Here is a 687-nt window from a genome sequence, read left to right on the forward strand (position 1 = left end):
TAATTTTCTGGGAAGCAGCCCGCATTGCAGCCATGCCTGTCGCCGGAGAACCCGTAACACTGATCCCTTCCATCTGTGGGCTGTTCATCAGGGCATTCCCCACGCCGGGCCCGCGACCATGGATCACGTTAAGCACGCCTTTTGGCAGAACATCTTGTAACAGTTCTGCAAGTCGCAGAGTAGATAGCGGCGTGATCTCGGACGGTTTCAACACCACCGAACATCCTGCCGCAATTGGTGCAGCAATCTTCCAGGACGCCATCATCAGCGGGTAGTTCCAAGGGGCGATGGCGGCGACAGGGCCAATGGGGTCGCGCCGGATCATCGACGTATGACCCGCGACATACTCTCCAGAGGCAGACCCCATCATGGTGCGCGCAGCCCCGGCGAAAAAGCGAAAGACATCAATCGTCAGCGGCATTTCATCATCATGAGCCGATGGCCAGGGTTTTCCCACATCTAGGCTCTCGAGTTCTGCCAACTCCTGGCTGTTCGCCTCGATAACATCAGCTATCTGAAGCAAGATTGCAGCGCGTTCTGCAGGGGTCGTAACCGAAAAGGTCTCAAATGCCTCTTCTGAGCCGCGCACCGCCGCCTCGACCTGTGCATCGCTGGCTTCTTTTACAGCACCTACTACCTCGCCTGTTGCAGGGTTCAGGACGTCCAAGGCCTCTCCGATCCCATCGA

General features: G+C 57.4%; 1 protein-coding gene. It reads right to left on the reverse strand.

What is annotated here, in order from left to right; genetic code table 11:
* Positions 1-679 (reverse strand): aldehyde dehydrogenase family protein (locus ACR0KW_RS24250; protein WP_480807310.1); only part of this gene is annotated, 679 nt, incomplete at its 3' end.
* Positions 680-687 lie beyond the last annotated feature (8 nt).

The sequence above is a fragment of the Ruegeria sp. CG11 genome, from assembly GCF_056537245.1.